Annotated in this window: 19 protein-coding genes, 4 tRNA genes, 1 rRNA gene and 2 pseudogenes; 16 read left to right on the forward strand and 10 right to left on the reverse strand. The window is 62.9% G+C overall.

Translation table 11 applies throughout. The annotated features are described in order from the left end of the window. Positions 1 to 81: ribosomal RNA gene (rrf, locus tag AC19YT_RS14930) — 5S ribosomal RNA — on the forward strand; the annotation flags it as partial. Positions 82 to 415: 334 nt separating this feature from the next. On the opposite strand, the gene AC19YT_RS14935 is transcribed toward rrf, so the two are convergent. Beyond that, positions 416 to 817 carry a GFA family protein gene (locus AC19YT_RS14935; RefSeq protein WP_256576648.1) on the reverse strand — a complete coding sequence of 134 codons (402 nt, stop codon included), beginning with the start codon at positions 815 to 817 and terminating at the stop codon, positions 416 to 418. Between the two features lie 442 nt (positions 818 to 1,259). After that, positions 1,260 to 1,940 carry an isonitrile hydratase gene (gene inhA / locus AC19YT_RS14940; RefSeq protein ID WP_095110802.1) on the reverse strand — a complete coding sequence of 227 codons (681 nt, stop codon included), beginning with the start codon at positions 1,938 to 1,940 and terminating at the stop codon, positions 1,260 to 1,262. 106 nt (positions 1,941 to 2,046) lie between these two features. Between inhA and AC19YT_RS14945 the strand changes: the two genes are divergently transcribed. Together AC19YT_RS14945 and AC19YT_RS14950 are read left to right on the forward strand one after the other, a co-directional pair. Further along, the gene (locus AC19YT_RS14945) at positions 2,047 to 3,030 is read left to right on the forward strand and encodes a GlxA family transcriptional regulator (RefSeq protein WP_500599100.1); all 984 of its coding nucleotides are present in this window, start codon (positions 2,047 to 2,049) and stop codon (positions 3,028 to 3,030) included. A gap of 229 nt (positions 3,031 to 3,259) precedes the next feature. Continuing rightward, complete coding sequence (locus AC19YT_RS14950) at positions 3,260 to 3,568, forward strand: class I SAM-dependent methyltransferase (protein ID WP_500599101.1); 309 nt, start codon at positions 3,260 to 3,262, stop codon at positions 3,566 to 3,568. Positions 3,569 to 3,570: 2 nt separating this feature from the next. Here the strand turns inward: AC19YT_RS14950 and greB are convergent, their stop codons facing one another. From greB to AC19YT_RS14965, 3 genes are read right to left on the reverse strand one after another with little or no spacing between them, the layout of a single operon-like run. Continuing rightward, a complete protein-coding gene (gene greB / locus AC19YT_RS14955) occupies positions 3,571 to 4,068 on the reverse strand; it encodes a transcription elongation factor GreB (RefSeq protein ID WP_095110805.1) in 498 nt (165 codons plus the stop codon). 40 nt (positions 4,069 to 4,108) lie between these two features. After that, positions 4,109 to 6,613 (reverse strand): ABC transporter permease, encoded by a 2,505-nt coding sequence (locus AC19YT_RS14960; protein ID WP_500610531.1) that lies wholly within the window; start codon positions 6,611 to 6,613, stop codon positions 4,109 to 4,111. After that, positions 6,613 to 7,296: an ABC transporter ATP-binding protein gene (locus tag AC19YT_RS14965; protein WP_095110807.1), complete on the reverse strand. Its 684-nt coding sequence runs from the start codon at positions 7,294 to 7,296 to the stop codon at positions 6,613 to 6,615. The genes AC19YT_RS14960 and AC19YT_RS14965 overlap by 1 nt, the downstream gene beginning before the upstream one ends. Before the next feature lie 10 nt (positions 7,297 to 7,306). Between AC19YT_RS14965 and AC19YT_RS14970 the strand changes: the two genes are divergently transcribed. From AC19YT_RS14970 to AC19YT_RS14980, 3 genes are all read left to right on the forward strand, one after another. Next, positions 7,307 to 7,912, forward strand: a complete 606-nt coding sequence (locus AC19YT_RS14970; RefSeq protein ID WP_500610532.1) for an arylesterase — start codon at positions 7,307 to 7,309, stop codon at positions 7,910 to 7,912. 55 nt (positions 7,913 to 7,967) lie between these two features. After that, a complete protein-coding gene (locus AC19YT_RS14975) occupies positions 7,968 to 8,261 on the forward strand; it encodes a hypothetical protein (RefSeq protein ID WP_095110809.1) in 294 nt (97 codons plus the stop codon). Between the two features lie 92 nt (positions 8,262 to 8,353). Next, on the forward strand, positions 8,354 to 9,319 hold the full coding sequence (locus AC19YT_RS14980) for a L,D-transpeptidase family protein (protein WP_095110810.1): 966 nt from the start codon (positions 8,354 to 8,356) through the stop codon (positions 9,317 to 9,319). 124 nt (positions 9,320 to 9,443) lie between these two features. On the opposite strand, the gene oprI is transcribed toward AC19YT_RS14980, so the two are convergent. Next, on the reverse strand, positions 9,444 to 9,695 hold the full coding sequence (oprI, locus tag AC19YT_RS14985) for an outer membrane lipoprotei OprI (protein WP_003172710.1): 252 nt from the start codon (positions 9,693 to 9,695) through the stop codon (positions 9,444 to 9,446). Positions 9,696 to 10,305: 610 nt separating this feature from the next. Between oprI and AC19YT_RS14990 the strand changes: the two genes are divergently transcribed. From AC19YT_RS14990 to AC19YT_RS15005, 4 genes and pseudogenes are all read left to right on the forward strand, one after another. Next, positions 10,306 to 10,587 (forward strand): GNAT family N-acetyltransferase, encoded by a 282-nt coding sequence (locus AC19YT_RS14990; protein WP_022640086.1) that lies wholly within the window; start codon positions 10,306 to 10,308, stop codon positions 10,585 to 10,587. 295 nt (positions 10,588 to 10,882) lie between these two features. After that, positions 10,883 to 12,297, forward strand: a pseudogene (locus AC19YT_RS14995) (aminotransferase-like domain-containing protein). 1,012 nt (positions 12,298 to 13,309) lie between these two features. Continuing rightward, a pseudogene (locus tag AC19YT_RS15000) lies at positions 13,310 to 13,513 on the forward strand (HAMP domain-containing protein); the annotation flags it as partial. 15 nt (positions 13,514 to 13,528) lie between these two features. Next, positions 13,529 to 14,371 carry a methyl-accepting chemotaxis protein gene (locus tag AC19YT_RS15005; protein WP_371856252.1) on the forward strand — a complete coding sequence of 281 codons (843 nt, stop codon included), beginning with the start codon at positions 13,529 to 13,531 and terminating at the stop codon, positions 14,369 to 14,371. Between the two features lie 67 nt (positions 14,372 to 14,438). Here the strand turns inward: AC19YT_RS15005 and AC19YT_RS15010 are convergent, their stop codons facing one another. Beyond that, a complete protein-coding gene (locus AC19YT_RS15010; RefSeq protein WP_095110813.1) occupies positions 14,439 to 15,209 on the reverse strand; it encodes a hypothetical protein in 771 nt (256 codons plus the stop codon). Positions 15,210 to 15,569: 360 nt separating this feature from the next. Here AC19YT_RS15010 and AC19YT_RS15015 point away from each other — a divergent pair. The 5 genes from AC19YT_RS15015 to AC19YT_RS15035 all read left to right on the forward strand — a co-directional run bounded on the left by AC19YT_RS15015 (position 15,570) and on the right by AC19YT_RS15035 (position 18,229). Further along, positions 15,570 to 15,645: transfer RNA gene (locus AC19YT_RS15015), tRNA-Glu, on the forward strand. Positions 15,646 to 15,647: 2 nt separating this feature from the next. Continuing rightward, positions 15,648 to 15,723, forward strand: a tRNA-Gly gene (locus AC19YT_RS15020). A gap of 104 nt (positions 15,724 to 15,827) precedes the next feature. Further along, positions 15,828 to 15,903 (forward strand) — tRNA-Glu (locus AC19YT_RS15025). Positions 15,904 to 15,906: 3 nt separating this feature from the next. After that, positions 15,907 to 15,982: transfer RNA gene (locus tag AC19YT_RS15030), tRNA-Gly, on the forward strand. Positions 15,983 to 16,168: 186 nt separating this feature from the next. Further along, on the forward strand, positions 16,169 to 18,229 hold the full coding sequence (locus AC19YT_RS15035) for a TonB-dependent receptor (RefSeq protein WP_500610533.1): 2,061 nt from the start codon (positions 16,169 to 16,171) through the stop codon (positions 18,227 to 18,229). Positions 18,230 to 18,248: 19 nt separating this feature from the next. On the opposite strand, the gene AC19YT_RS15040 is transcribed toward AC19YT_RS15035, so the two are convergent. Next, complete coding sequence (locus AC19YT_RS15040; RefSeq protein WP_095110815.1) at positions 18,249 to 18,887, reverse strand: LysE family translocator; 639 nt, start codon at positions 18,885 to 18,887, stop codon at positions 18,249 to 18,251. A gap of 114 nt (positions 18,888 to 19,001) precedes the next feature. On the opposite strand from AC19YT_RS15040, the gene AC19YT_RS15045 reads away from it, so the two are divergent. Continuing rightward, positions 19,002 to 19,958: a LysR family transcriptional regulator gene (locus AC19YT_RS15045; RefSeq protein ID WP_095110816.1), complete on the forward strand. Its 957-nt coding sequence runs from the start codon at positions 19,002 to 19,004 to the stop codon at positions 19,956 to 19,958. Positions 19,959 to 19,997: 39 nt separating this feature from the next. Here AC19YT_RS15045 and AC19YT_RS15050 read toward each other — a convergent pair whose 3' ends face one another. Next, on the reverse strand, positions 19,998 to 20,396 hold the full coding sequence (locus AC19YT_RS15050) for a PA2817 family protein (protein ID WP_095110817.1): 399 nt from the start codon (positions 20,394 to 20,396) through the stop codon (positions 19,998 to 20,000). A gap of 93 nt (positions 20,397 to 20,489) precedes the next feature. Next, complete coding sequence (locus tag AC19YT_RS15055) at positions 20,490 to 22,937, reverse strand: acyl-CoA dehydrogenase (RefSeq protein WP_500610534.1); 2,448 nt, start codon at positions 22,935 to 22,937, stop codon at positions 20,490 to 20,492. Between the last annotated feature and the right edge of the window lie 81 nt (positions 22,938 to 23,018).

Consider the following 23,018-nt stretch of genomic DNA (forward strand, 5'->3'; position numbering starts at 1 on the left):
CATCCCGAACTCAGCAGTGAAACGATGCATCGCCGATGGTAGTGTGGGGTTTCCCCATGTGAGAGTAGGTCATCGTCAAGATTAAATTCCGAAACCCCATTTGCGAAAGCAGATGGGGTTTTGTTTTGCGCGATGGAAAAGCGCGCAAGTGCACCCGAATCCTCACCGTTGGTCAGCAGCGGACAGTGCTAAGGTTCGCCTCTGGTTTTTTGCATTTTTCAAGGAAGCTCCCATGCCGGATGCGACGTCTCTCTTCTTCCTGCAAGAGCTGCTGCAGGGTCACTTGGTGCCAGTGGTCGGTGTCGGCCAGGGTGCCGTCGGGGTCGAAAATCAGGGGGTGTCCCTGTCTGGGCGCGGCTGAAGCGGTTAAGCCAATGGCCGATTATCCTAGCAGGCAATTTTAAGACAGTGGGGCTCAGTCACCCTGCCATTGGCGCCAGCGGGGCAGGGCCTCATCGGACAGCCAAGGCACCGCGTGTTCGGTCCAGATGTGCGCCGCAGGAGTTAGTTGGGGATCGTCGTCCAGGGTGGCGACCCGCAGGATCACATGGGGCTGGGCCGGGCGTTCGGCCATCAGGTGCGATCCGCAGCGCGTGCAGAAATACCGCAACTTGCCTGGTGATGACTCGAAGGTACCTAACGCCTCTTGCCCCGCGAGCCAGCGAAAGTGCTCACGCAGCACTCCGGCAGTGGTGGCGAACGCCGCTGCGTGGGCCTTGCGGCAGGTGTGGCAATGGCAGTGGCTGATGGGCATGTCCAGGCCATCTATTTGATATCGCACGGTATTGCATAGACAACTGCCGTTGAGTGCGGGCACGGGGAAGGCTCCTTTGTGGTTAAGCGCTGGCCAGTTTCGCTCCAATAGTTCAATGCCGCATCCACTCATCTACGCGATGGTTGGCCAACGGCCAACTACAAGGTCGACGAGCATCTGATTGTAGTGCTGAACCTTAACACCTGTTCAAAGGGAAATACTCCGACGGCTCCTATGACGAGCCGCGCGATGTGGTGGTCAACACCCGGTGGCAGCCCTGACAGGTACCGGGCTCTCAAAGGCTCTAGCCAAAGGCTTACACCAGAGCAGTGGTATGTCGTCTATTGCCTGCGCAATGCCCGCGCTAATCTGGCCTCCGTCAACTGCAGCGCAGGATGCGCTCAGGATCAAGGATGATCGACCATAGGCAAGGAATGCTGCGACAGGGAGTCGTAAATGGTCTGGAAAAACCCGCTTCGGCGGGTTTTTTCATGGTCGCGATTTTTCACGCCAAGCCCTGGGCCACGCGCTCGACGATCTCCTCGCGAGCCTTGAGCGACGGTGCCACTCGCAGCAGGGCCTGCTCCAGCACGACGGCCGGGGAGGTGTCCGGTGTACCGCCATGGAAGGGCGGGGCTGGGGCGTATTCAAGTTGCAACTGCACCAGTTGCGCCAACTCCGTGCCATACAACTCACCCGCCAAGACCAAGGCAAAGTCGATGCCCGCGGTGATGCCGCCGCCGGTCAGCAGGTTACCGTCGCGCACCACCCGGTCCTTCACCGCAATGGCGCCCAAAGGCTTGAGCAAGTCGTGGTACGCCCAATGGGTGGTGGCCCGCTTGCCCTTGAGCAGCCCGGCGGCGCCAAGGACAAGGGAGCCGGTGCACACTGAGGTGATGTAGCGTGCCTGGGCTGCTTGGCGCTGGATGAAGGCCAGCGTCGGGGTATCTTCCATCAGCGGGCCGACGCCGGCGCCACCGGGCACGCAGATTACGTCCAGGGCTGGGCAGTCTGCGTAGGTGGTGGTGGGCAGAAGCACCAGGCCGGTGCTGGAGGTGATCGGGGCAAGGTCCTTCCAGATCAAGTGCACCTTCACGTCCGGCAGCGACGCCAGTACGTCATAAGGGCCGGTCAGGTCCAATTGCTGAATTTGCGGGAACAACAGGAAACCGATCTGCAGGGGCATGGCGCTTTTTCCTTGGGAGACGGCCCACCCGACATGGCTGGACGGTTTCACTCTAGGAGCCTAGGATTTGGCGTATCCGCCAATTAGCCCACGAATTACGCCAAATATGCCCAAGACTATTGATGTACTCGCGTTTGCCAACGTGCAGTTGCTAGATGTCACCGGGCCGCTGCAGGTGTTTGCCTCGGCCAATGACCTGGCGCGCCAGCAAGGCTTGCCGCCGCCCTATGTGCCACGGGTGATCGCGCCGGGACTGGAGCCAGTGATGTCGTCGGCGGGGTTGGCGCTAGTGTCGGCGCAGTTGCCACCACCCGGCCAGCCTTGTGACACCCTGATCGTCGCTGGTGGCTGGGGCGTGTATGCCGCCGCCGAAGACGCCGCGCTGGTGGCCTGGGTGCGCCAGCGAGCGGCGCAGTCGCGGCGCGTGGCGTCGGTGTGCACCGGGGCGTTTTTGCTGGCCGCCAGTGGCTGGCTCGACGGGCGCCGGGTGGTTACCCACTGGACCCGCTGCGAGCAGTTGGCGCAGCTGTATCCAAGCCTGCAAGTGGAGGCCAACCCGATTTTCATTAACGATGGGCCGGTGTGGACCTCCGCCGGAGTGACGGCGGGCATCGACTTAGCGTTGGCCCTGGTGGAGGCGGACTTGGGGCGGGCCATGGCCCTGGAAGTGGCGCGACAATTGGTGGTGTTCCTCAAGCGCCCGGGAGGCCAATCCCAGTTCAGCGTGACCCTGGCCTTGCAGCAGGACGGCAGCCGTTTTGATGAATTGCATGCCTGGATCGCAGAAAACCTGAAGCTAGACTTGAACATCCCCAGCCTGGCGCTACAGGCGGGGATGAGCGAGCGCAGTTTCGTACGCCATTACCGCCAGGAAACCGGCCAGACCCCGGCCCGGGCCATCGAGGCAATCCGTGTGGAAAGCGCCCGGCGCCTGCTGTGTGACACGGGCATGGCGGTCAAGCGCGTGGCGGTGCAGTGCGGCTTTGGTAGCGAAGAGACCTTGCGGCGCAGTTTCCTCAAGGCCCTGGGGGTCACGCCCCAGGCTTATCGGGAGCGGTTCTCCGGGCGCGAGGCGGTACCGGGGGGCTGAAGGGCGGCGCAAACACGCGGACTAAAGCACTGAACGCGGTGGTTGACACTAACTGGCCAGCTTCTCTAGGATGTGCCCATGCGCCGATTTAAACAGCTACTTGCGGGGCGCCAGGGGACCGAAAGGTCACCGATAGAAGCTTGATACTGGCTTCGAAATACCGCTAAAGCGCTGGTTCGGTGTTGCCTCTCACCTGCCCGGCAGAAATTTGAGGCAGAGACACGACACGATGAATGCACCCAGCCCCCTTGTACGTCTTGCGCCGATTACGGCGAACCTTCCCCAGCACAATCCAAAAATCCTTCTCGGTGGCAAGCATCAGCCCACCTTGCTGCGCTATCTCGATGGCTGGCCGCGCCGTACGGGGCGTCCTTCGGCGTTCCTGATCCAGTTCGTGGCCGATGGCGAATCCCTGGCGCGTTTTGCCAGCGATAGCTTCGACCTGGCCGTTATCCAAGCTCCCAGCGGCGCAGATGCCAACGAGATGATTAAACAACTGGTGCGCGTCAGCCGTCAGGGTCTGATTACCCGCCGTTGAGGCTAGGGATAGTCAATCGCCACGATATACACGCACTGTTCGCCCGTCGGCGTCTGCACCCGCACTTCGGCGTCCAGCGCCTTGCCGATCAAGGCGCGGGCCAAGGGGGAGTCGATGCTAATCAGGCCTTGCTTGAGGTCCAGTTCGTCGGGGCCGACGATGCGGTAGCGCGCCTCCTTGCCGCTCTCATCCTCAATGGTCACCCAGGCGCCGAAGTAGACCTTGTTCGGGTCGCTGGGCCGCTCGCTCACCACTTTCAGAGCTTCCAGGCGCTTGGTCAGGAAGCGCACGCGGCTATCGATTTCCCGCAGCATTTTCTTACCGTAGGTGTACTCGGCGTTTTCCGAGCGGTCGCCCTGGGCCGCCGCCTCGCTCACCGATTGGGTGACCTGGGGGCGGCGCACATGCCACAACTCATGGAACTCGGCCCGCATCCGCGCCTCGCCCTCGGGGGTAATCAGGGCGGTGCCAGCGGTGCGGGGAGGGCGGTAGCGGCTCATTGCGGCTTCTTGTGCGGAGGGCGGAGTGGGCGCGAGTCTATCAACCCTCGCGCAGGACTGTCAGGGGGCTGGCATTGAGCGCCCGTCGCGTGCCGAAGACGCCGGCGCTACCGATCAGCAGTGCGCCGATCAATGGCAGCACCAGCAACCAGGGGTGCGGTTGCCAGGGCAGGTCGAAGGCGTAGCGGTACAGCACCAGGCTCACCACTTCCGAACCCAGCGCGGCCAACAGGCCGCTGACCGCGCCGAGCAAGCCGAACTCGATGCGCCGCGCCTTGACCAGCAAGCGCCGCTCCGCCCCCAGGGCACGTAGTAGGGCGCCCTGGCGAATGCGCTCGTCGAGGGTGGCCTGCAACCCGGAAAACAGCACCGCCATCCCCGCCGCCAGAACGAACAGCAGCACGTACTCCACCGCCAGCGTGACCTGGGCCAGGATGCTGCGCAGCTGTTCGAGCAAGGCTTCGACTTGCAGGATGGTCACCGCCGGGAAGGCGCGGGACAGGTCGATGATCTGCTGATCGTTGCCCGGGGCCAGGTAGAAACTGGTCAGGTAAGTGGTCGGCAAATCCTTGAGGGTGCCGGGTTGGAAGATCATGAAGAAGTTGGGCTGGAAGTTATCCCAGTTGATGCTGCGCAGGCTGGTGACCCGCGCCTCGCGATTGACTCCGGCCACGGTGAACACCAAGTGATCGCCGAGTTTGAGCTTGAGGCTTTCGGCCACCTTGGTTTCCACCGACACGCCTGGCAAGTCATCGGGCGGCTGGGCCGGCCACCAGGCTCCCTCGGTGATGGCGTTGCCTGCCGGCAGGTCGGTGGCCCAGGTCAGGCTCAGGTCGCGCTGCACGGCGCGATCGCCGCTCGATTCCTTGGTGACGATCTCGCGCACCGGCTCGCCATTGATACTAATCAGTCGCCCCGGCACTACCGGGTAGAGCGGCGCCGATTGCGCCGACGCCTCGCTCAAGCGTGCGCTGAAGGCATCTTTATCGGCGGGCAGGATGTTGAGGGCGAAGTAATTGGGCGCGTCCTTGGGTAACTGGTTTTGCCAGGTGTCGAGCAACTCGCCGCGCAGCAGCGCAATCAGCGCCATCGACAGCAGGATCAAGCCAAAGGCCAGGGCTTGCCCGGCTGCAGCCAAGGGGTGGCGTAGCAGTTGCCCCAACCCCAGGCGCCAGGGCAGCGAAGCCTTGGCCAGCAGGCGCCGCAGGCTTTGCAGCAGAAGCAGCAACAGGCCACCCAATACCAACGCAGCCACTACGCCGCCGCCCAGCAGGGCGAAGGTCAGCACCAGGTCCAGGCTCAGGCGCCACATAATTAGCCCCAGGGCGGCCAAGGCTGCGCCGTACACCACCCAGCTACTGGAGGGGATGGGCAACATGTCGCGGCGCAACACCCGCAGCGGCGGCACGCGGCCTAGGGCGGCCAGCGGTGGCAGGGCGAACCCGGCCAAGGCTACCAGCCCGGTGCCGATGCCGGCGATTGCCGGCAGCAACCCGCCCGGTGGAACATCGTTGGGCAGCAAATCGTGGAGCAGGGCGAACAGGCCCAGTTGGGCCAGCCAACCGAGGAGGGCACCGCTGAGGCTGGCAAGCAGGCCGAGGACGGTCAATTGCACGCTGAACAGCAGCAGGGCTTCGCGCCGCGACAGGCCGAGGCAGCGCAGCAACGCGCTGGCATCGAAACGCCGGGCGGCGAAGCGGGCGGCGGACAGGGCCACGGCCACGCCGGACAGCAGCACCGCCACCAGGCTCGCCATGTTCAGGTAGCGCTCGGCCTTACCCAGGGCGCCGCCGATCTGCCGGTTGCCGTCGCGGGCATTCTGCAAGCGCTGGTTGGCGGCCAGCCCCGGTTTTATCAATTGGCGATAGCTTTCCAGGCGACTGGCCTCGCCGCGCCACAGTTCCCGGTAGCTGACGCGGCTGCCCGGTTGCACCACGCCCGTGGCTTGCAGGTCGGCGAGGTTCATCATCACGCGCGGGGTGAGGCTATAGAAGTTGCCGGCGCGGTCGGGCTCGTAGGTCAGCACACGGCTCAGGCGCAGGGTCTTGACCCCTACATCGATGCTGTCGCCGATCTTGAGTTCCAGGGCGGTCAACAGCCGCGCCTCGGCCCAGGCCTCGCCGGGCTGGGGGCCGCCACCGAGCGCTTCTGGTGCGAAGGGTGCGCTGGCGCTTTTCAGTTCTCCGCGCAGCGGGTAGGCCGGGCTGACCGCTTTTACGCTGGACAACTGGATGCCGTTGTCGGTGGCGATGACGCTGGAAAATTCCACCACCGACGCGTGTTCCAGGCCCAGGTCGAGACCGCTCTGGGTCTGCTCCGGGCGCGCTGGCGAGCTGCCTTCCAGCAGCAAGTCGGCGCCGAGGAACTCGGTGGCGCGCAGCATCATGGCGCCATTGAGGCGGGCGCCGAAATAGCCGATGGCAGTGCTGGCAGCCACGGCCACCAGCAAGGCGAAGAACAACACCCGCAACTCACCGGCGCGGGCATCGCGCAGCAGTTGGCGGACGGCGAGGCTGAACAGGCGCAACAGCGGCAGGCGTGCCATCAAGGCTCCAATGGCGCGACCAGCAGGCCGGCTTCAAGGCGGATCAGGCGTCGGCAGCGATGGGCCAGACGTTCGTCGTGGGTCACCAGCACCAGGGTGGTGCCGCGTTCCTGGTTGAGCTCAAATAGCAAGTCGCTGATGCGCTCGCCGGTATGGCTATCAAGGTTGCCGGTGGGCTCGTCGGCGAACAGCACGTCGGGCTCGGCGGCAAAGGCGCGGGCGATGGCCACCCGTTGTTGCTCGCCGCCGGAGAGCTGGCGTGGCGAGTGGCTCAGGCGCCGACCCAGGCCGACCCGTTCGAGCAGCTCGGTGGCGCGCGCGCGGGCGTCTTTGCGCCCATCCAGTTCCAGCGGCAGCATGACGTTCTCCAGTGCGTTGAGGCTGTCGAGCAGCTGGAATGACTGGAACACGAAGCCCACGTGTTCGGCCCGGACTCGCGCGCGTTGGTCTTCGTCCAGGGTGCTCAGGGCCTGGCCGGCCAGCACCACTTCGCCGCCACTGGGCAAGTCGAGGCCGGCGAGCAGCCCCAGGAGGGTGGATTTACCGGAGCCGGAAGCGCCGACGATGGCCAGGCTATCGCCCTTGTTCAGTTCCAGGCTGAGTTCGTGCAGGATGGTCAGTTCACCTTCCGCGCTGGGAACCACTTTGCTAAGGTTCCGCGCAGTGAGAATGCTTGCGCCCATGGAGAGTCCGATGCGTGTGTGGTTTTTGAGTGCTGGCCTGGCCTTGGTGTGCATGGCCCAGAACGCAGCGGCGGGTACAGTCCTGATCGTGGGCGATAGTATCAGCGCGGCTTTCGGCCTGGATACCCGCCAAGGCTGGGTCGCTTTGCTGGAGCAGCGCCTGGCGCGCGAGGGGTTCGACGACAAGGTGGTCAACGCGTCCGTCAGCGGCGACACCAGTGCAGGGGGCCAGGCGCGCCTGCCGGCACTGCTTGCAGAGCACAAGCCGGCGCTGGTGGTCCTGGAGCTGGGCGGCAACGATGGCCTGCGCGGGCAGTTGCCCACGCAATTGCAACAAAATCTTGCGTCGATGATCGACAGTGCCCGTGCCAGCGGTGCCAAGGTGTTGTTGCTGGGCATGCAGTTGCCACCTAATTATGGCGTGCGCTACACCAAGGCCTTCGCCGAGGTCTACAGCCACCTCGCCAGCGAGAAAAAAGTGCCACTGGTGCCGTTTTTCCTCGAAGGGGTGGGTGGCCATCCGGAGCTGATGCAGCGCGATGGCATCCACCCGGCCGCAGCGGCCCAGGGCCAGTTGCTGGAAAATGTCTGGCCGACGCTGAAACCGCTGCTTTGAGACTTTTCTAGCGGCGGTCTTTCGGCTAAGGTGGCGCCCCGATTTGGAGCCCCCGATGCCACGTCCCGCCTGGTCCCTGTTTGCCTATCAACTGATCGAGCCTGATGAACAGCTGGATCTGTTCGCCTGCCAGGAAGTGCGGGTGCACCTGGTGACACGGCAGTTGGAACTGGGCGGCTCAGCGGATCGAACCCTGTGCGGCACGTTGTTGCCCGCGCAGCCGCGGTGGTCGGCGGTAGACCGCAAAATTTTCCAGGACCAACGCCTGTGCCCGCTATGTCGGGCTATCCTCGAATCCCAGAAGCGCGGTACGCCGCCGATCTGGCCGGAGCTGCGCTTCGAGCTGTAACCCGCCACCCCGCCCGCTGACACCCCCCAAGCCCCGGGCCGCGGTGTACAATCGCCTCTTTTGACCTCTTGACCCTGCGAAGGACTTTCCGGATGTTGCCGCGCTTTCCTGCCGTCACCCGCTGCCTGACCCTTGCCGCCCTGTGTGTGGCTGGCCCCGTTGCTGCCCTGGAGCTGCCGTTGCCGCCGCCGGGCGAAGACATCGTGGGCCAGGTGCAGGTCATCAAGGCCAAGTACGAAGACACTTTTGCCGACCTGGGCACCGCCTACGACCTGGGCTACCTGGAAATGGTCGCGGCCAATCCTGGGGTCGATCCGTGGTTGCCGGGGGCGGGTACCGAAGTCGTGTTGCCGACCCGCTTCATCCTGCCGCCAGGGCCGCGCGAAGGCATCGTCATCAACCTGGCTGAATACCGCCTGTATTACTTCCCCAAGGGGCGGAACGTGGTCTACACGTTCCCGCTGGGTATCGGCCGCGAAGGCTGGGGCTCACCGATCGCCCACACCAGTATCGTAGCCAAGACGCCAAACCCGACCTGGACGCCGCCGGCCTCTATCAAGGCCGAGCACGCGGCTGATGGCGATCCGCTGCCTAACGTGGTGCCTGCCGGCCCGGACAATCCCTTGGGGCCTTTCAAGTTCACCCTGGGCACCCCGGGTTACCTGATCCATGGCTCGAACAAGAAGTTCGGCATCGGCATGCGCACCAGCCACGGCTGCTTCCGCATGCTCAACAATAACGTGCTGGAAATGGCGGGCATGGTGCCAGTCGGTACGTCCGTGCGGATCATCAGCGAGCCCTACAAGTTCGGCCTCAGTGGTGGCAAGGTGTACCTGGAGGCGCATACACCGCTGGATGACAAGGGCAACCCCTCGGTGGTGGACAAGCACACCGCCGTCATCAACGCCTTGCTCAAGCGTGAAGACCTGGCCAACAGCCTGCGCATGAACTGGGACGTGGTGCGTGACGTAGTCGCGGCCGAAGATGGCCTGCCGGTGGAGATTGCGGTGCCGACCACTGCGCCCATGATGAGCAGTACCCCGGTCGAGCTGCAGTAGGCGCCTGCCTAGAGCCCGCCAGCACGGAGTCGTGTTGGCGGGTTTTTTATTGCCTGGGTAAAAAGCGGGCAATAAAAAAGCCGACCCAAAAATGGATCGGCTTGATAACAATCCCTAAGGACTATTACTTGCGGCTAGCTTTTTCCAGCATACGCAGAGCGCGCTCGTTAGCTTCGTCAGCAGTCTGTTGTGCTTTTTGAGCAGCAGCCAGAGCTTCATCAGCTTTACGGTAGGCTTCGTCTGCACGAGCCTGGGAGCGAGCTGCTGCGTCTTCAGTTGCAGTCAGACGTGCTTCGGTTTCTTTGGAGACGCTGCTGCAACCGGTAGCCAGAACTGCGGCCAGAGCCAGAGCAGAGAATTTCAGAACGTTGTTCATCGTGTTCCCCTTCAAGGACTTTCAATTAAGTAGCCACTTCCTCAGAGTGAGGAAATAGCCGGCGTACATACTACCCATTACTTGTAGTAAGTAAACTGACGTAGCGCAAGAAGCAAAAAAATTGTAGGCGTTGATTCTTTTTTGAGCAACTTTTCACAGCGTTGTTTAAAAAAACGCAGGCCTGCGCTCCGGGCAGGGCGATGGTTGTAGGCGCCGTGCAGTGTTGCCAACAGTCATTCTTTATTGATTTGTCTAGACTGTAGTTCTGAATCTGTGGTCGGGCTCTCGTATCTTTATCCATATTGAGGTGACTTTAAGAGTGCTGGTTCGTCTTAAGTCTCAATATCCGGCAATGTGCGGGCTATCGACCCGGCATATTGGGTCGAGCCCCTTCTATAGTCCCCCCGGCACGTTTGGCCAGCCAACGTTGCAATGACGAGCGCGCCTTGAGCATTTGCGGCAATGGCGCCTACTATTTGATACGTGCTCGGCTGCGCAGAATCGACAGGTCTTGTTTGGTGCCTGGCAGGCACGGGGTGGCGTAGATGTTCCTTCGCCGGAAAAACATCGGTAAGGTAGGGTCGCTAACCCAGACCCGCGAGGAGTAGTGATGAGCGAGGCGTTGTCCATCCACCATGACCAGGTTGGTCATCAGTTCGAGACCAATGTGGACGGTCATCGTGCCTACTTGACCTATATGGACCTGGGTAAACAGACCCTGGATATCTATCGCACCTTTGTGCCCAACGCCCTGCGTGGGCGTGGTATCGCGGCGGCATTGACCGAGCAGGCGCTGGAATACGCCGATCGCATGGGCTACACGGTCATTCCTTCTTGCTCTTATGTAGAGCGCTACATGGAGCGGCATCAGCGACACGCGGCGAAACTCTGACTTCACGCGCTCACCGCAATCGAATGCCGTGACCGAACGCCTCGCCCCCTTCACCGGGGGCGGGGCGTTTTGCTATGGGAAGCATGCCTGGCCCTCTGCGGGAAAAGTAGGCACATCCTGACTGCGCATTGGCTCCTTGGGCCATATTTCTGGCTTTTTCGGTCACGATCCCGAGATTGTGTTTCAAGGGGTTAGGAATGGCTGTTTCCGACGCCTTTAGGGGCTTCAGTGACGGGGCACCTGTGCTTAACTTCTTTTTTTGGAAACAAAACAAACAGTTAGGAATCGCTTACTCATGGATCTGAAGATTGATCGGCAGGCGCTCGTGCCCGTGGTGCAGCAAATCGTCAACGGATTGGCCAGTTGGATCCGCCAGGACAACGTGCAACCGGGAACGCGCCTGCCCTCCATTCGGCAACTGGCTAGGGAGAATTTGCTTAGCCAGTCCTGTGTGGTGCAAGCCTATGAGCGAATGGTTGCCCAGGGCGTGCTGGCTTCGCGCCATGGCCTGGGCTTTTACGTGGCCTGCGCGACTTCGCTCACGGAGCGCGAAGCTGCGCCTGCGGGCGCAGAACTGGCGTGGGGGCGGGTGGACGAGAGCCCGATGGGCGAATTGAAACTGGGATGCGGCTGGCTTCCGGAGAGTTGGCGCGAAACGGATGACCTCAGCTATGCGATCCGTGAAGTCACCCGCACTGACATGGCGGGGCTCTTTAGCTACAGCACGCCCCTGGGGTTGCCGGCCTTGCGCCAGCAGCTACGCCGGCACCTCAAGCAGGTCGACATTTGCGTGCAAGAGCAGCAGATCCTGACCACCCAGGGCGCCAGCCACGGCCTCGACCTGTTGGTGCGGACCCTGTTGCGCCCAGGCGATTGCGTGGTGATTGAACGCCCCGGTTTTGCCAACCTCCATCGCCTGCTCACGTTTTGCGGTGCCACGCTGTTGGAGGTTGCGCGTACCCGCACCGGCCCGGATCTGGAGGAGCTCGAACGTTTGCTGGCTGAGCACCGGCCCCGCGCGGTGTTCATTAATAGCCTGTACCACAACCCCACCGGCAGCAGCCTCACGCCCACGGTTGCTCGGCGTCTGCTGCAATTGGCCAGCGAATACGATTGCTACCTGGTCGAAGACGATGCCTACGCCGACTTCCAGAACGGCTCATTCGCTCGGCTCGCGGCGATGGACACCGAGGGCCGGGTGATCTACATCGCCAGCCTGTCCAAAACCCTGAGTAGCTCATTGCGCTTGGGTTACCTGGTCGCCAGCCCCGAGCTGGTGGCACGCCTGGCTGAGGTCAAGATGATTACCAGCCTGGGCACCTCGCGGTTCTGTGAGTCTGTGGTGGCGAGCATGTTGGCCACCGGGGCTTATCGAAAGCTGACCCAGCGCTTGCGCCAGCGCCTTAATAAGGAAATGGCGGCCACGTTGCAAGCCCTCGAAGATGCCGAGTGGGAGGTGTTCACCCGCCCTGGCGGCGGCATGTTCATCTGGGCACGGCCGGCGAAGGGCGATGAGGCGCAGGTGCGCGAGCAGGCCACTAGATGCGGCGTGCTGCCGTCGATGGGCGATGCGTTCCATGTGCAGGCCGAGTCTAGCCCTTGGCTGCGGATCAATGTGGCCTATGCCGGCGATCCGCGGGCCCTGGCATTCTTCCAGGCAATGTTGCCGTCGCAGTGATGCGCACTGTCCTGAAAACGACCTCGGCATAGCTTTTTGCCATTGTTGCGATGGCTAAGGCTTGTGCTCGGGGTTGGCTCGTTGCGACTCTGCAGGTAGAGAAATGGCGTATTGCCATTGAGCAAGGCAAGGGGATCGCACGCAATGAATACGGCCATTGAAGGGCGTTTCGCCAACCTGGGCATGGCGAAGAAGCTGGCGATCGGTTTTGTGCTGGTGTTGTTGCTGACCGCTGTGGTGGCGGTCATAGGTGTGTGGTCCCTGCAGGCCATTGGCCGCCAGTTCGACGGGCTCAAACAAATGTCTTCCCTTAATAGCCGTTTGCTCGCGGTGCGACTGCTGGAGCAGGAATACGCCTTGCGTGGTGACCCGAAAACCGTCGAAGCCCTGCACGAAGGCACAGACGCCTTGGTGGTGCAGGCGCGGCAGCTCAAGGCCGATTCGCCCGCCAACGGTCAGCTTATGGCGGCGGTCGAGCAATCCCTGGGCGCCTATCGCCAGGCCTTCGACGAGTTTGTCGATTTGACTCAAGCCAAGGAACTGGCCCTGGAAATGGCCAGTTGGTCGGTGTCCAGCGTGGCCAATAACCTGGACGTGCTCCAGGCCGGCCTGATCGATGATGGCACTTACACCCTTAAGGAAACCCAGGGCAAGGACGGCGCCGCATTCGTCGAGCAGGCAAGCCAGATCAGCCAGGTGTCGAAATTAATGCTGCAAGCGATGAACGAAGCGCGGCTGCGCCTGGATCAGAACCGCAAGGGCGAGGACGCCGGGCAAGGCCAGATCGAGCAAGCGCAGCAGGCGCTGGCACAGGTCGAGCAGCTCAAAGGCTTGGTTACGGACGACGGTTACCGGACTGTATTGGGCGAGGTGTCTGGGCACATCGCCAGCTTCGGTGAAAAACTCAGCGAATACACGGCGCTGCTGGCCCGGGAGAGCCTGGTGTACCAGCAATTGCACGAGCGGGCCGCCGAGGTGGTGGCGCGGGTCGATCAGGCCTATGGCGTCGAGGACCAGGCCATGCAGGCGCGCATCAAGCAGAGCATGTTGTTGATTAGCGCGTCCTCGGTGCTGGCGTTGCTGGTGGGGTTGCTGGCGGCATGGGGGATCACCCGTTTGATCGTGGCGCCGTTGCGCAGCGTGATTGCGGTTGCCCAGCGCATCGCCGCGGGGGACTTGACGGCCATGGCTCCCGTCACCCGGCGCGATGAAATGGGCCAGTTGATGCAGGCCATGGCGCAGATGGGCGAGGACCTGAGCCGCATGGTCAGCGGGTTGCAGGTAGGCATCGAACAATTGGCCGGTGCAGCCCAGTCGCTGTCGGCGGTCACCGAGCAGACGCACCGGGAAGTCAGTAGCCAAAAAGAAGAAACCGAACAAGTGGCGACGGCCATGAACCAGATGACCGCCACCGTGCATGATGTGGCGCGCAACGCCGAACAAGCGGCCCAGGCCGCGCAGACTGCGGACGACAAGGTCGAGGGCGGCCAGCAGGTGGTGCGCCAGAGTTTGCAGCGCATCGAGCAACTGGCGGGTTCGGCCACGGCGGCCAGTAACAGCATCGAGAGCCTCAGTGCGCAGATCCAGAACATCGGTACGGTGCTGGAGGTCATCAAGAGCGTGGCCGAGCAGACCAACCTGCTGGCGCTGAACGCGGCCATCGAGGCGGCGCGCGCGGGCGAGCAGGGCAGGGGTTTTGCCGTGGTCGCGGACGAGGTGCGCGCGCTGGCCCGGCGTACGCAGCAATCGACCGAGGAAATCGAACGCCTGGTCAGTACCTTGCGCGCAGCGGCGAGTGCTTCGGTGCAGCAGATCCAAGGCAGTGGTGAGTTGGTGAAGCTGGCTGTCAGCGATGCATTGCAGACCGAGAGTGCCTTGGGCAGCATTGCGGCGGCAGTGTCGTTGATCCAGCAAATGAATCAGCAGATTGCGGCGGCGGCGCAGCAGCAGAGTTCGGTGGCCGAGGAAATCAACCGCAGCGTCACCAGCATCCGCGCCAGTGCCGAGCATTCGTCACTGGCGATGCAGGGCAATGCCACCTCGAGCATCGAGTTGGCGCAGTTGGGCGGGCAATTGCAGGGGATGGTGGAGCACTTTCGCCTGTAGCAGGCCGGTATTGCGGGCGGGGGGAGAGCGCCCGCCCACGTCGGTGAGCGTGGGCGGGCATTGGCCGTCAGTCGTAGATGACTTTCTTCTTCCAGTCGGCGTCGGCTTCTGCCGCTTTGAGGCCTTCGGTCAGTTCGTTGGCTTCGTCTTCGGTAGGCTGGATGTTGGTCAGCACCATGGAGTTAGCGCGGGCCAGGAGTTTTTCCAGGTACTTGAGCTGCTCGTTGTACACCGCCGGGTCCGGCTGCTTGCGCAGGTATTGGGCGCCGCGCTCGAACGCCAGGCGAGCCTGGCCCGGTTGGTTTTGCTGCAGGGCGTGCTGGCCCAGGTTATTGAAGAACTCGATGTGCAGCAGCACCAGCAGGTGGCGAATTTCCCGCAGCCAGTGCTTGGCCTCGTTGGTGGGCAGAAAGCCATCTTGCACCGCGCGAGTGACCTGGCCGTGCAGCGCTTCGAGCAGGAAACGCACGTCCTTGGCCTTGGCTTCGGTCAGGATCGGCCCCGGCGGGTTGTTGACCGGGATCGATTCGCCCTGGGCCACCAACGCCTGGAGTTCGGCAATCCGCGCTTTGATGGACGGGTCGGACTTGTTCAGGTTGAGCAGGCGCTGGGTGACATTGAGTTCCAGGCGCGTGAGCAGCAACTTGAGGGCTGGCGTCATCAACTGGCCGGGAAAGGTCTCGGTGATTTCGCCGCAACGGCGGATACGGTCATTGAGTTCTACCCGGGTACGCGCCTTTTCCAGTTTGTTGTTTTCCACCACATGGTTCATGTAGCCAATGGCAATCAATAGGACAATCCCGGCTATGACTAGCAGGGCGATCATGAGTGGTGTCACCGGTAAGGCCTCTTCAGGGGATTGGCGTGCGAGTGTAGTGGCTTAGCCTATAGGCGCATAGGCCCGTACGACGAGTTGGAGCCGGTCGCTTCGCTGCTTATATAAGGGTAGTAAACGATGGGTGCACTTTGCCATCATCTGGCTCGGTGAACTATAGCGTCTTGTCGGGCGCCAGAATATAGGCGCCAAACACCGGGCGGCACAAATCCCGGGGAGCGCCCTGAAACCACCCCGAAGTCATTGATTTAAATAAATTTATAGTTGGGGGTTGACGACCCCCGAATCCATCCATAGAATGCGCGCCACTTACAGCGTAAAGCACACAGCCAACACGCAGTAAGCAGTGAATGTTGTACGTGTGTCCCCTTCGTCTAGTGGCCTAGGACACCGCCCTTTCACGGCGGTAACAGGGGTTCGAGTCCCCTAGGGGACGCCATTGCGGGAATAGCTCAGTTGGTAGAGCACGACCTTGCCAAGGTCGGGGTCGCGAGTTCGAGTCTCGTTTCCCGCTCCATTTTTAAACGGTGTTGCTTTCGGGCGGCACTGAGTGAAACCAGGACCAAGCCTTCGGGTGAGGGTCTGGGCACTGGGATACACACCATGTGTTCCAGTTAGCGTGTCCCCTTCGTCTAGTGGCCTAGGACACCGCCCTTTCACGGCGGTAACAGGGGTTCGAGTCCCCTAGGGGACGCCATTTGCGGGAATAGCTCAGTTGGTAGAGCACGACCTTGCCAAGGTCGGGGTCGCGAGTTCGAGTCTCGTTTCCCGCTCCATTTCACGAAAACGCCGCTCAATAGAGCGGCGTTTTTGTTTGTGCGCGATTTGTCGATTTCGGTGTTAATGAGACGGATTATCAATCTGTTTCTCTGCGCCTGATTTTCCCTTAGACTCCGCCCCGCTGGCGCCAAGTGCCAGTTTGCAGACAAAAAAAACAACGATCTGTCGCAGGGGAGCAGGGCATGCCTTTCAAGAGACGCACCTGGGTGCTGGCCATCGGGTCGGCGTATTACCTGGCGCCTAGCGCTTGGGCTGACACCGTCACGAACGTGCTGGAAATCGCGCCGATCACGGTGACTGGGGAAAAAATCAACCGCACCCTGGCGCAGACCCAGTCCAGCGTGGTGGTGGTCACCGAAGAAAAGCTGCGCGAACACGGCGATAAAGACCTGGTGGACGTCTTCGCCCGCACCCCCGGCGTCTACAACCAGGCCGGCAATGAAACCTGGGGTATTCGCGGCGTGCCGGTGTCCGGTTTCGATGACCAGGGCCCGGCCACCCTCAATGGCGCCATTTCGGTATACGTTGACGGCGCCCAGCAGCCCAACCGCGCCTTGACCCTGAGCCCCACGCCGCTGTGGGACGCCGAGCAGGTGGAAGTGTTCCTTGGCCCGCAATCGACCACCCAGGGGCGTAACTCCCTGGCCGGTGCGGTGGTGATCCAAACCAAGAATCCTACATTCGAGCCCAGCTTTTCCGCGCAGACCAACGTCGGTAACTACGGCGAACACGGTGCTGCCGTGGCCGGTGGCGGTGCGCTTGTGCAAGACAAGATCGCCGGGCGCATTGCCGTGGACTACCAGGAAGGCGACGGCTTTATTCGCAACGTCGACCTGCACGACGACGCCAACCCTCGTCGCACCAGCAATGCCCGCGGCAAATTGCTGATTCTGCCGACAGACGATGTTGACGTACTGTTCACCTACGCCCACAACGAGCACCGCCAGGGCGATCGCTCGGTGATGCGGGTCAACGACAAGGTGCAGTACTACAAGATTTCGTCCGACACCCAGGCGTTCGACAACCTCAAGCAAGACACCCTCAGCGCCAAGGTCGATTACCGCTTGAACGACGCCTGGACCCTGACCAGCCTGACCGCCAACACGCATTCGGACTACAGCGCCCGCTTGGATTTCGACCAGAGCGCGACGGCCAACGATGTGGTCCTGCGCAAGCAGGACGGTGACCTGTTCAGCCAGGAACTGCGCCTGGGTTATCAATCCGAGACGCTGCGCAGTTTCGTCGGCGCCTACTACGGCAACACCACCAACAACTTCCACGATCGCCTGCTGTTCGACAAAGTACTGGGCGGCACCACCAAGGGCGATACGCGGATCCAGAACCAGGCCCTGTTCGGCGAGATCAACTGGACCTTCGTGCCGCGCTGGACCCTGATTACCGGCCTGCGCCTGGACCACGAACAGAACGACACCGACATCGACCAGGACGACTTCTCCAGCGCTGGCAAGGTCAGCAAGTCGTTCAATGCCGTGCTGCCCAAACTGGGCATTGACTACGAGTTGGCCACCGACCAATTTGTCGGCTTCATGGTGCGCAAGGGCTATCGCGGCGGTGGCGTCAACGTGCGCGCCGGTGGCGGCCACGCGGCCTACGACCCGGAATACACCACCACCTACGAGTTGTCGTACCGCGGCGCGTGGCAGGAAAAAACCCTGCGCGCCCGCGCCAACCTCTACTACACCGACTGGAAAGACCAGCAGGTTAGCGTGCTGGATGACGCGGGCAACTTCGTGCACATCTATAACGCCGGGCGCAGCGAGATCAAGGGCCTGGAGCTGTTCGTCGAGAAGGACGTGAGCCGCCACCTGACCCTGACCGCCGGCGGTGCGGTGACCGATGGCAAGTACAAGGATTTCGTCACCGGCAATGGCGAGGACATGAGCGGCGAGTCGTTCCTCCATTCGCCCAAGTACAAGGTCTCGCTGGGCGGCACCTATCGCCTGGACAACGGCTTGAGCCTCAATACCGACGTCACCTACCAGGCCGCGAGCCCTTCGCAGTACCAGTTCAACGACGCGGGCAAGGTGACCGGCGAGCGCAAAAGCGACAACTACGTGCTGGTCAACTTCAACGGCCAGTACCCCTTGACCCAGAACGTCACCGTCTCTGCCTACGTGAAAAACGCCTTTGACAAGGAGTACGTCACCAACAACCGCGTGGACGACATCATCGACGTCGGCGCCCCGCGTACCCTGGGCCTGGCGCTGCGCTACGACCTGTAGCGCCGCGGTTCGCCGGGGGTTACAGCGACAACATCAGGCGCCCGGCGAACAGAATCAGGATCAGCCCCATGCTGCGCTCGAACCAGTGCCCCAGGCGCAGGAATACCTGGCGCACCCGGGCGCTGGAAAAAAACAGCGCGACGATGACGAACCACGCCGCGTTGACCAGGCACATCCACACCCCGTACAGCGCCTGCACCTGCAACGGTGTCGAGGCGCTGACCACGGTGGTGAAAATCGCCAGGAAAAACAGCGTCGCCTTGGGGTTGGTGGCGTTGGTCAGGAACCCGGTCATAAAGGCCTTGCCCAGGCGTTGCCGGGGCGAATCGGGTTCCGCTTGCGCCATGCCTTCCAACTGGCTGCGGGCCTTGCTGCGCAGCAGGTTGATCCCCAAATACAAAATGTAGCCAGCGCCCACCACCTTGGCCACCGTCAGTAGCCAGGGCAGGGCGTGCATCAGTGCACCCACGCCCAGCAGGGTGTAGAGCACGTGCACGGAAATCCCCGCGCCAATGCCCAGGGCGGTGCACAGGCCCGTGAGGCGGCCGAAGCGCACGCTTTGGCGGATGGTCACGGCGAAGTCCGGGCCGGGGGCGATCACGGCCAGCAGGTGAATGGTGGCCAGGGCGATGAATTCGCCCAGATAAGTCGAGAGCATGGCGGTTCCAAAAGGGCGGGGAGTGCGGCGGCTGGCGATCAGCGGTATGGGGCGCAGTATAAACTTGCGCGCGATAGTGGATAATCCGTGCAAATTTCAATGGACTTATGCGCCATGGGCATCAATCTACCGTTACCGCTGTTGGCCGAGATGGCCACCTTCGTCAAGGTGGTGGAAACCGGCAACTTCTCCGAAACCGCGCGCCAATTGGGCCTGTCACCCTCGGCGGTGAGCCGCAGCATTTCGCGCCTGGAACAGGCCCTGGGCACGCGCCTGCTGCAACGCACCACGCGCAAATTGCGCCTAAGCGAAAGCGGCGAAGAAGTGTTCAAGCGCTGCCAGGACATGGTCAGCGCCGCCCGTGCGGTGCTGGCGGTCAGCGGCCAGTACGTGCAGGAGGCCCAGGGCCTGGTGCGGGTCAGTGTGCCCAAGGCTGTCGGGCGTTTTGTGTTGCACCCCCACATGGCCGAGTTTTTGCGCCGCTACCCCAATGTGGACGTGCAGTTGATCCTCGAAGACCGCCAGGTGGATTTGATCGACGACAACGTCGACCTGAGCATCCGCATCACCGACAGCCCGCCGCCGGGGTTGATCGGCCGCCCCTTGCTGCCCATCGACCACTTGCTGTGCGCCACACCGCAGTACCTGGCCGAGCACGGCACGCCGCGCCAGCCTCGGGACTTGCTCGGCCACAGCTGTATTTACCTGGGGGAAACCCCGGGCGATGCACGCTGGAAATTCAAGCAGGGCAGCCGCGCGGTGACGGTGGCCGTGCGCGGGCGCTATGCCGCCAACCACACCGGCGTGCGCCTGGACGCGGCGTTGCAGCATGTGGGTATCGCCAGCCTGCCGTACTTCACCGCGCGCCATGCCCTGGAGCAGGGCACCTTGGTGCAGGTGCTGGCGGACTGGGACTTCATCGCCTCCTACACGGGCGACGCCTGGTTGCTGTACTCGCCCACCCGCTACCTGCCGCCCAAGTTGCGGGTGTTTATCGACTATCTGGTTGAATGCCTGGGCCGCGAGCCGACGTTGGCACCCTGGAAAGCCGCGCAAACAAAAGGCCCGTAGCGCAGGGCTGGCGGGCCTTGGGTCAAGCGTGGCGGCGGATCAGTGCTTGCTGCCCTCGTCAGGCATGGCCAGCAGTTGCTTTTCCTGGTTCCAGTCGAAGGGTTCGTCGTTCTGCTCGGCTTCGTAGCGGCGGTCTTCGAGGGCCTGGTACAGGTCGATTTCGTCGTCGGGCATGTAGTGCAGGCAGTCGCCGGCGAAGTACCAGAGCAGGTCGCGGGGCACCAAGTGGGCGATTTGCGGGTAGCGCTGGATCACCTGGCACAGCAGGTCCTGGCCCAGGTATTGGCTTTCGATCGGCTCGATGGGCAAGGAGGCGCGCAGTTCGTCGAAGCGTTCCAGGAACAAGGCGTGGCTCTCTTCCGGCACCTGCTCGGCATCACCTACCGCGACCAGGATGCTGCGCAGAAGGTCGAGCTGGACGAGTGTTTGGTCGAGCATATGAAGGGTCCTCTAGAACTGAAGCAAAACGGGCGCCGGAGTATATAGCCGCGGCGCCCGTTTTTCATTACCCGCCCGCTTTGCGGGCAGTGGTCAGCGCACTTTGCCGGCGCTGGCGCTCAGTTCCTCTTTGCTGAAGTCATCGACGTCGATCACCGCGCGCTGCGCCGTTTGCGCGTCGCGCAGGGTCTGCGCCTCGCCGGCCTGCAACACGCCGGCCTCCAGGGCGGCATCGATGGCATGCTCGCCGGCGGCCGGGGTGACCTGGCCGCTTTTGAGGGCGGCGTGGAGTTTTTTCTGCAAGGGTTGGGCGCCGTCGAGCAGGTCGCAGGCGTGTTGCAGCGCGCCGACCGGGTCTTGCGCCGATTGCGGGCGGTAGCAGCCTTGCAGCAACTCTTCCAGGGCCGGGTCGCCCTTGGCGCGGCCGATTAACGCAGCCACTTGCGCGGCCAGTGTGTCCGACGGCCCGGTGTGGCGCCGGCCGAAGGGGAACACCACCACCCGCAGCAGGCAGCCGAGCACGCGGTTGGGGAAGTTGCTCAGCAGTTCATCCAGCGCCCGTTCGGCCTGGCCGAGGCTTTCCTCCATGGCCCAGCACAGCAGCGGCTCCATGTAGTCGGGCGAGCCGAGGTCGTGGTAGCGCTTGAGGGCGGCGCTGCCCAGGTACAGGTTGCTCAACACATCCCCCAGGCGTGCCGACAGCCGCTCGCGGCGCTTGAGTTCGCCGCCCAGCAGCATCATGCACAGGTCGGCCAGCAGGGCGAAGGCCGCAGCCTGGCGGTTGAGGTCGCGGAAGTAGCCCTGGCTGAGCTTGTCCCCGGGCGCCGCTTCAAAGTGGCCCAGGCCCAGGTTGAGCACCAGGGTGCTGGCAGCGTTGCTCACGGCAAAGCCGATGTGCTTGAGCAGCAGGCCATCGAACTCCACCAGGGCCTGGTCTTTGTCTTCGCGGGCGGCGAGAGCCATTTCCTTGAGCACGAACGGGTGGCAGCGGATCGCGCCCTGGCCGAAGATCATCAGGTTGCGCGAGAGGATGTTGGCGCCTTCCACGGTGATGAAAATCGGCGCCCCTTGCCAGCTGCGGCCCAGGTAGTTGTTGGGCCCCATGATGATGCCCTTACCGCCATGCACGTCCATGGCGTGGCTGATGCACTCGCGGCCGCGCTCGGTGAGGTGGTACTTGAGGATGGCCGAAAGTACTGAGGGTTTTTCCCCCAGGTCCACCGCGTTGGCGGTGAGCATGCGGGCGCTGTCCATCAGCCAGGCGTTGCCGCCGATGCGCGCCAGGGCTTCCTGGATGCCTTCAAACGCCGCCAGCGGTACGTTGAATTGCTCGCGCACCCGGGCGTACTGGCCGGTCACCAGGCTGGTGAACTTGGCCGCGCCGGTGCCCACCGCCGGCAGGGAAATGGAGCGCCCCACGGAGAGGCAGTTCATCAGCATCATCCAGCCTTTGCCGAGCATTTCCTGGCCACCGATCAGGCAGTCCAGCGGCACGAACACGTCTTTGCCCGAGTTCGGCCCGTTCATGAACGCCGCGCCCAGGGGCAGGTGGCGGCGGCCGATTTCCACGCCGGGGGTGTCGGTGGGAATCAGCGCCAGGCTGATGCCCAGGTCTTCCTGGTCGCCGAGCAAGTGCTCGGGGTCATAGGCCTTGAACGCCAGGCCCAGCAGGGTGGCGACGGGGCCGAGGGTGATGTAGCGCTTTTCCCAGTTCAGGCGCAGGCCCAGCACTTCCTGGCCTTGCCACTGGCCTTTGCAGATGATTCCGGTGTCGGGCATGGCGCCGGCGTCGGAGCCGGCCAGCGGCCCGGTCAGGGCGAAGCAGGGGATGTCGTCGCCCCGGGCCAGGCGTGGCAGGTAGTGGTTGCGCTGCTCATCGGTGCCGTAGTGCAGCAACAGCTCGGCCGGGCCGAGGGAGTTGGGCACCATCACGGTGGACGCGAGGTCGCCGCTGCGGGTGGCCAGTTTCATCGCTACTTGGGAGTGGGCGTAGGCCGAGAAGCCTTTGCCGCCGAATTCTTTGGGGATAATCAGGGCGAAAAAGCCGTTTTGCTTGATGTGCTCCCAGGCCTGGGGCGGCAGGTCCATGTCCTGGCCGATCTGCCAGTCGCTGACCATGGCGCAGAGTTCTTCGGTGGGGCCGTCGAGGAAGGCTTGTTCTTCTTCGCTCAACTGCACCTTGGGGTAGGCCAGCAGCGTGTCCCAATTGGGCCGCCCGCTGAACAGCTCGCCGTCCCACCACACGGTGCCGGCGTCGATGGCATCGCGTTCGGTCTGGGACATGGGTGGTAGGGTTTTCTGGAACCAGCTGAACAGCGGCGCGGTGAACAGTTTGCGGCGCAGGTCCGGCAACAGCAGGGGCGCGGCCACGGCGGCCAGCAACAGCCAGAAAACCAGCAGCAGCCAACCCGGTGCGTGGCTGGCGACGCCCATGGCCACCAGGTACACGGCCACCACGCCCATCGCGGGCAGGGGCGCGACCCGGCGATGCGCCAGGTAAGCAATGCCGAGCACCAGAACCAGTATCCACAACAGCAACATATTCAATCCTCCATGAGGCCAGGGGCAAAACCACCCTCAGAGCGTAGACGGCATCTGTGAAGCGGGGGCGGTGAGAGCGGG

This window comes from Pseudomonas sp. MF08875 (assembly GCF_059862525.1).